Origin of the sequence: Sphingomonas sp. 10B4, from assembly GCF_035019905.1 — a bacterium.
In the GTDB taxonomy this organism is placed as follows: Bacteria; Pseudomonadota; Alphaproteobacteria; order Sphingomonadales; family Sphingomonadaceae; genus Sphingomonas; species Sphingomonas glacialis.
Window position 1 is genome coordinate 1 of sequence record NZ_JASJVC010000334.1, and the last position, 269, is coordinate 269.

The window sequence follows — 269 nt, forward strand, 5'->3', positions numbered from 1 at the left end:
TCGTTAGGAGTCTACAATGGCAAAAGGCAAGTTTGAGCGGACCAAGCCGCACGTGAATGTGGGCACGATTGGCCACGTTGACCATGGCAAGACCACGTTGACAGCGGCGATAGCAACCGTGCTGTCGAAAAAATTCGGCGGCGAAGCCAAGGCCTACGATCAGATTGATGCAGCGCCGGAAGAAAAAGCGCGCGGCATCACGATCAACACCGCACACGTTGAATATGAAACAGCAAACCGTCACTACGCCCACGTTGACTGCCCAGGCC

The 269-nt window shown here is 55.4% G+C and carries 1 protein-coding gene; it reads left to right on the forward strand.

Features of this window, described 5'->3' with window-relative positions:
* Positions 1-16 precede the first annotated feature (16 nt).
* Positions 17-269 (forward strand): GTP-binding protein (locus tag QN347_RS20025; RefSeq protein ID WP_253466679.1); only part of this gene is annotated, 253 nt, incomplete at its 3' end.